8 protein-coding genes are annotated in these 6450 nt (G+C 46.4%); all 8 read left to right on the top strand.

Features of this window, described 5'->3' with window-relative positions; all coding sequences use genetic code 11:
* The coding region (locus tag KKI13_05660; protein MBU4488534.1) for a bifunctional methylenetetrahydrofolate dehydrogenase/methenyltetrahydrofolate cyclohydrolase at positions 1-243 on the top strand (243 nt) is incomplete at its 5' end.
* Entirely contained in the window at positions 240-1106 is an 867-nt protein-coding gene (locus KKI13_05665) for a methylenetetrahydrofolate reductase (GenBank protein ID MBU4488535.1), read from the top strand. The genes KKI13_05660 and KKI13_05665, both read left to right, overlap by 4 nt.
* Positions 1107-1109: 3 nt before the next feature.
* Complete coding sequence (panB, locus tag KKI13_05670; GenBank protein MBU4488536.1) at positions 1110-1928, top strand: 3-methyl-2-oxobutanoate hydroxymethyltransferase; 819 nt, start codon at positions 1110-1112, stop codon at positions 1926-1928.
* Positions 1929-1938: 10 nt separating this feature from the next.
* On the top strand, positions 1939-2871 hold the full coding sequence (locus KKI13_05675) for a 2-dehydropantoate 2-reductase (protein MBU4488537.1): 933 nt from the start codon (positions 1939-1941) through the stop codon (positions 2869-2871).
* A 10-nt stretch (positions 2872-2881) separates the two neighbouring features.
* Positions 2882-3679 (top strand): dihydropteroate synthase, encoded by a 798-nt coding sequence (locus KKI13_05680; GenBank protein MBU4488538.1) that lies wholly within the window; start codon positions 2882-2884, stop codon positions 3677-3679.
* 1 nt (position 3680) lies between these two features.
* Positions 3681-4793, top strand: a complete 1113-nt coding sequence (locus KKI13_05685) for an AAA family ATPase (GenBank protein ID MBU4488539.1) — start codon at positions 3681-3683, stop codon at positions 4791-4793.
* On the top strand, positions 4790-5806 hold the full coding sequence (locus KKI13_05690; GenBank protein ID MBU4488540.1) for an FAD:protein FMN transferase: 1017 nt from the start codon (positions 4790-4792) through the stop codon (positions 5804-5806). Before KKI13_05685 ends, KKI13_05690 begins: the two co-directional genes overlap by 4 nt.
* Positions 5803-6450, top strand: a 648-nt coding sequence (locus KKI13_05695; protein ID MBU4488541.1) for a tRNA 2-thiouridine(34) synthase MnmA, incomplete at its 3' end; no start/stop codon positions are given. The genes KKI13_05690 and KKI13_05695, both read left to right, overlap by 4 nt.

Consider the following 6450-nt stretch of genomic DNA (forward strand, 5'->3'; position numbering starts at 1 on the left):
CTTGTAGCAGCCGCAGGGAAAAGCGCATTAATAAAGGGCAACTGGATCAAAAGAGGCGCTATCGTAATCGATGTGGGTATTAATGCGAAAGGTGGCGTAATAACGGGCGACGTAGAATTTGACAAGGCGAAGAAAAAGGCAGCTTACATTACGCCTGTACCGGGAGGCGTGGGGCCGGTCACAACAGTTATGCTTATGAAAAATTTGGTGGAGTTATATAAAACCCAGAGGAAAGAACAATGACTTTTAGTGAAAAGATCAAAACGAAAAAATTTATCGTAACAAGCGAAATAGGCCCGCCAAAGGGCGTTGATGTGGCGGCACATATTGTGGATGCGGAACTGGTCAAGGGCCGCGTAGACGCGATCAATGTGACGGACCTGCAAAGTTCGGTGATGCGGCTTGGCTCATTGGCGTTCAGCCGTCTTTTAATAGAGCGTAATATAGAGCCCATATACCAAGTGACGTGTCGAGACAGAAACCGCCTTGCGCTGCAATCGGACCTGTTGTCCGCTTATGCTCTTGGCATACGCAACGTCCTCATACTGACGGGCGACCATCCGTCACTGGGTGACCACCCGGCGGCAAAACCGGTTTACGACCTGGATTCCGTAGGCCTTCTACGAGCGGCAAAGCTCCTTGAAAGCGGACATGATCTGGCAGGCAAAAAACTGAAAGGCTCGCCAAAGTTCTGCCTTGGCGCAGCCGTCAATCCCGGGGTGGATCCGCTTGAACCGGAAATAATAAAGATGGCAAAAAAGATAGAATCCGGCGCGGAGTTTTTCCAGACACAGGCCATATTTGACGCGAAGCAGTTTGAAAAATTTATGAATAACATAAAGGATTTGAAAGTCCCCATAATAGCCGGCGTGGTCGTACTTAAAAGTGCTGATAGCGCAAGATTCATGAATAAGCACGTACCCGGCATATCGGTACCGGATGCAATAATAGAAGAAATAGAAAAGGCCGAGGATAAAGATAAAAAGTCGATAGAGATAGCGGCGCGCCTTATAAAAGAGTTAAAGGGTATCGCCGGCGGAGTCCATATCATGTCTATAGGGATGAATAAGAAGGTTCCTTTAATACTTAACGCGGCGGGCCTTTAGAGAATGGTTGAGAAAAAGGTCACAATTTTAGATATACAGAATAAAAAGAGAAGCGGAAAAAAGATAACGATGCTTACCGCTTACGACTATTTTCTGGCTAAAATTGTCGACGAGGCCGGCATAGACGTCGTATTGGTAGGCGATTCACTGGGGATGGTAGTATTGGGTTACGAATCTACCGTAAATGTCACCATGGATGATATGATACGCCATACTCAGGCGGCAAGGCGGGGAATCAAGAGGTCGCTCCTAATAGGCGATATGCCTTATAAGTCATTCGAGACGGTCGAGGCGGCCGCAAAGAATGCGAAAAGGTTTGTAGAAGAAGCCGGATGCGATGCCGTAAAACTGGAAGGCGAATCTTATGAAGCGGTATCCGCAATAATCAAGTGCGGTATACCCGTACTTGGGCACTTGGGGCTTACACCTCAGACAGCAGTAGAGTTTAAGGTGCAGGGAAAAAATGCCGAAGCCGCAAAGGCTATAGCGGATGCGGCAAGGCGGCTGGAACGCTTGGGATGTTTTAGTATAGTCCTGGAATGCATCCCGTCCGAGCTCGCAGAAATAATAACTTCAAATATATCTATTCCGACCATAGGAATAGGCGCGGGCCCGGCATGCGACGGACAAGTCCTTGTGCTTAATGATTTGCTTGGCATGTTCGATAGATTTATGCCGAAATTTGCCAAGAAATACGCCGATGTCGGCGCGATAGCAAAAGAGGCAGTTTCCCGATATAAAGAGGAAGTCGAAAAAGGCATTTTTCCGAAAAAAGAGAATAGCTTCACAATGCGAAAAGAAGAACTGGAAAAGATAAAATGAGGAAGATGATATGAAAATAGTTATTGTGGCACCCGGCGCCTTGGGGCTATTGCTGGCGGCCAGCTTATCGCGTACAAAAAATGATGTTTGGGTGCTTGACAAAAACGCGGGAAGGGCAAAGAAGATCCGAGAAGACGGCATCAAGGTGGAGAATTCGGGAAGCGGCTCGCGCGTCAAGGTGAATGCCTCTTCCGAGGCCAAAGATATCGGCTTGGCCGACATTGTTATTATATGCGTAAAATCGTACGACACAGAGAGCGCGCTTAAAAACGCAAAGCCGCTTATAGGCGAGCGGACGTACGTATTGAGCCTGCAGAACGGTTTGGGGAATTTGCAGCTCATAAGCGAATTTGTAGATAGCGACAAAATAATAGGCGGCGTCACTTATCATGGCGCGACGCTTATTGACGAGACAACGCTAAAACATACTTGTAAGGGTGAAACGATTATAGGCCAGGAAAGCGGAAAGGTCTTAGGCGAAATAAGGGACATAGCGGCGATATTGACCAAAGCGGGATTTCCCGTAAAGATAACCAAAGATATAAATTCAGCCATATGGAGCAAGGTCGTTATAAACACCGGCATAAATGCCATAAGCGCAATAGCGCGCCTCAAAAACGGGGCGCTTACGGAAAATGAGTATACGAGGGAAATCGTGAGGCGCGCCGTATCAGAAGCGACGAAAGTTGCGAAGAGGAAAAAGGCAAAACTTGCCTACGATGACCCTATACAGAAAGCCGAAGCTGTTTGTAAGGCAACAGCCGATAATATCTCGTCCATGCTGCAGGACGCCTTGAATCGCGATATGACTGAAATAGACTCGATAAACGGAGCAATAGTGCGGCAGGCCAAAAGCATGAATATAAAAACACCTACGAATGAGATGCTCGTTGAGCTCGTTAAGGCGATCGAAATAACTTACGACAAGCGAGTGAAGGGGTAAGGAGTATTAAATGTTTATCAAAATAGGCGAGCGTATAAATAGTTCCAGGGAGACGATAGCGCGGGCGCTTTCGACGAAGGACGAAGCCTTTATCAGGCGCGAGGCAAGGCTCCAGAAAGAAGCGGGGGCCCATATGTTGGATGTAAACTGCGCTTTCAATACAAAAAATGAACCTAAGGATATGGAATGGCTCGTTGGCCTCGTTCAAGATGAGACGGGTTTGCCGCTTTCCATCGACAGCCCCAATCCTGACGCGATAGAAGCAGGGCTTCGCAAACACAAAGGAAAGGCGCTCGTCAACTCTATTACGCTTGAGAAAGATAGGGCCGACGCTATTCTTCCACTCGTGAAGAAGTATAAGGCATCGGTTATAGTACTTGCAATGGACGGGAAGGCTATGCCGCATACAGCCGGCGGCCGGCTTGATATGGCAAAAAATGCCGTGTCTCTTCTGGCGACTCATGGCATAGAAAAGGACGATTTATATATCGATCCCTTAGTCCGGCCTATAAGCAGCGAGCCGGATCAGGCGCTTGAAGTCATAAAGAGCGTGGGATTAATAAAGTCCGCTACGGGCGCTAAATTGACTTGCGGGTTAAGCAATGTTTCTTTCGGCTTACCCGATAGAGGCATGCTAAACGCGGCATTCTTGGCAATGATGCTTTTCGCGGGGCTTGACGCCGCTATACTAGATCCTCTCAATAAAAAGATAAATGCGATTTTACGGGCCTCGTCCGCGCTTTTGGGCGAAGATGAGTTTTGCGTGGAATACATAAAAAGCCACAGGGGAGGGAAATTATCATTTTAATATGCGTATACTAAAAAAACCGAAACGTATATTTATAGCCGCGACGCGCCAAAATGACGGCAAAACCACACTTTCGCTGGGGCTTATAGCGGCATTTAAAAAGCGTTATGACAATGTGGGTTTCATAAAGCCGGTAGGCCAGCGCTACGTTGTGGAAGACGGGCTCAAGGTGGACGAGGATTCCCTTCTTATAGAAATCCTATGCGGCCTGAAAGGCCGGCTTAAGGATATGAGCCCCATCGCCGTGGAAAGAGGGTTTACAGAAAAATATATAATGCGCGCCAGGCATATTGTGCTGATACATAAAATAAAAAAGGCATTCGCCAATATCGCGAAATCTAAAGATATAGTCATAATAGAGGGTACCGGGCACGCGGGTGTAGGCTCGTGCTTTGACATGTCCAATGCCTATGTGGCGAAATTGCTAGGCTCAAAAGTAGTCCTGATATCTTCGGGCGGTATCGGAAGGCCGATAGACGAAATCCTGCTTAACGCCGCCCTTTTTGAAAAGCACGGCGTAAAGATAGCGGGCGTGATCATCAATAAGGTCTTAAGAGAAAAATATCACAAAGTGAATGAACTCGTAAGAAAGGGGCTTAAGCGGAAGGGCATTGACGTATTGGGCGTGATGCCATACCAGAAGTTTCTTTCCTCTCCTACTGTCGGAGAGATATCGGATGAACTTGGTATAACATTTATGCACGGTAGAGAAAATGCGCACAATGTGGTAAATAAGATCCTTGTAGGCGCCATGGAACCGCACGAGGCATGGAATTATATAGAAGACGGCAGTCTTATAATAACCCCGGGTGATCGGGAGGATATGATACTGATGGCTATGAGCTCCTATCTTTTGCAATCCAAAACTGCCTATTCGAAGATAGCCGGCATCGTCCTCACGGGCGGCATAACGCCTCATCACAGCATACGCAACCTTATCGCGCGCAGCGGTATTCCGGTACTGATGTCGAAAAACGATACTTATAAAGTGACATCAGAGATACATGACCTCACAGTCAAAATAAAACCGGACGATACCGACAAGGCGAAGATGGCCATAAAGCTGGTAGAGGATTATATCGATATAGATTTTCTCATCAAAAAGATATTATGATAAGGAAGAATTCGTTAATAGCCCTTCTTCTGCTTTTTTTTGTCCTGCCGGGTTGCGCGAAAAGCGATGTATACAAATTTACCTCTCTTTCCATGGGAACTACAGTAGAGGTTACGATATGCCTTGACGGCATAGGCATCGCCGCCGCAAAAAGCGCCGCAGATGAATCAAAAGCCAGGATAGAAGACATCAATAAGATGCTCTCTATTTTTGATAAAAAAAGCCCCGTATCCCTTGTAAATGATGATACCTCAAAAAAGCTCCGAAAATTAAATCCGGATTTATATCTGCTGACAAAGCGATGCAATAAATATTATGTATTGACCGAAGGCGCATTTGATATCACGGTGGAGCCACTTGTTGAGGCGTGGGGATTCGGCCCGGGTGAGAAAAAGAAGTGCGATCCCGATACTATAGCGGGTATATTGAAGTATGTCGGAATGAATAAGATGGTATTCGATGATGCGGATAGAACGGTATATTTTAAAGACCCGCGCATGCGGATCGATTTTGGAGGAATCGCCAAAGGGTACGCGGTTGATGAAGTGGTGAAGATATTGAAGCGCCGCGGCATCAGGTCTGCCGTTATAAACATGGGAGGCGAGGTCTATTGCATGGGAAGTAGTACGGCGCGAAAAGGATGGTCTATCGGCATAAAAGATCCGGATGACAAAAAAAATATCATTGCTCGGCTGGTAATAAAAGATAAAGCAGTCGCCACTTCCGGTAACTACGAAAATTTTTATATCTCAGGCGGGAGGGAATACGGCCACATCATAAATCCGAGAACAGGGTATGCGGCGAGAAATAATTTACGAAGCGTTACGGTCGTTGCGGATGACTGCATGACTGCCGATGCGTTGGCGACGGCGATATTTGTGCTCGGCGAAAAAAAAGGGCTGGAATTTATTGAGAAACTACAGGGCGTAGATATATTGTTAGTCGCAAAAGACTTGGCGGGTACAAGGATAAGCATGTCAAGCGGCATGAAAGGTTATATAGCGAAAAAATGAAAAATAGAAAACGGGTCATGGTGGCTATGAGCGGCGGATTGGACTCATCCTTGTCCGCGGCTATCTTAAAAAAGAAGGGATTTGATGTCATAGGCGCGACTATGAAGTTATGGCCCGAGGAAGAATGCGCTAAGGATAAGGATGTCAGGGCATGCTGTTCTACGAGTGCCATAAGTGATGCGCGATCCGTCGCCGCTAGAATAGGCATCCCTTATTATGTATTTGATTTTTCCCGGGAGTTCGAAAAAAACGTAATAGACTATTTTTGCAGGGAATATAACCGCGGCGCTACGCCTAACCCGTGCATTTTGTGTAATCAGATTTTAAAATTCGATACCTTGCTTAAAAAAACGCGGGAACTCAGTTGCGATTATATTGCTACGGGCCACTACGCAAACATCGGCTATAACAGGCTCAACAGGCGATATTATGTTAAAGAAGGAAAGGATAAAGCGAAAGATCAATCGTATTTTTTGGCATTTGTATCCCAAAAGGCGTTGTCGCAAACAATCTTTCCGCTTGGCGGCCTGACAAAGAAGAGAGCCCGTATTCTCGCAAAAAAGATGGGGCTAAAGGTGCATAATAAAGTCAGCAGTCAGGAGATATGTTTCGTAGATGAGCATTATGTCGATTATCTTAAAAGA

The organism is Candidatus Omnitrophota bacterium (genome assembly GCA_018894435.1).
Lineage (GTDB): Bacteria > Omnitrophota > Gorgyraeia > JAHIPI01 > JAHIPI01 > JAHIPI01.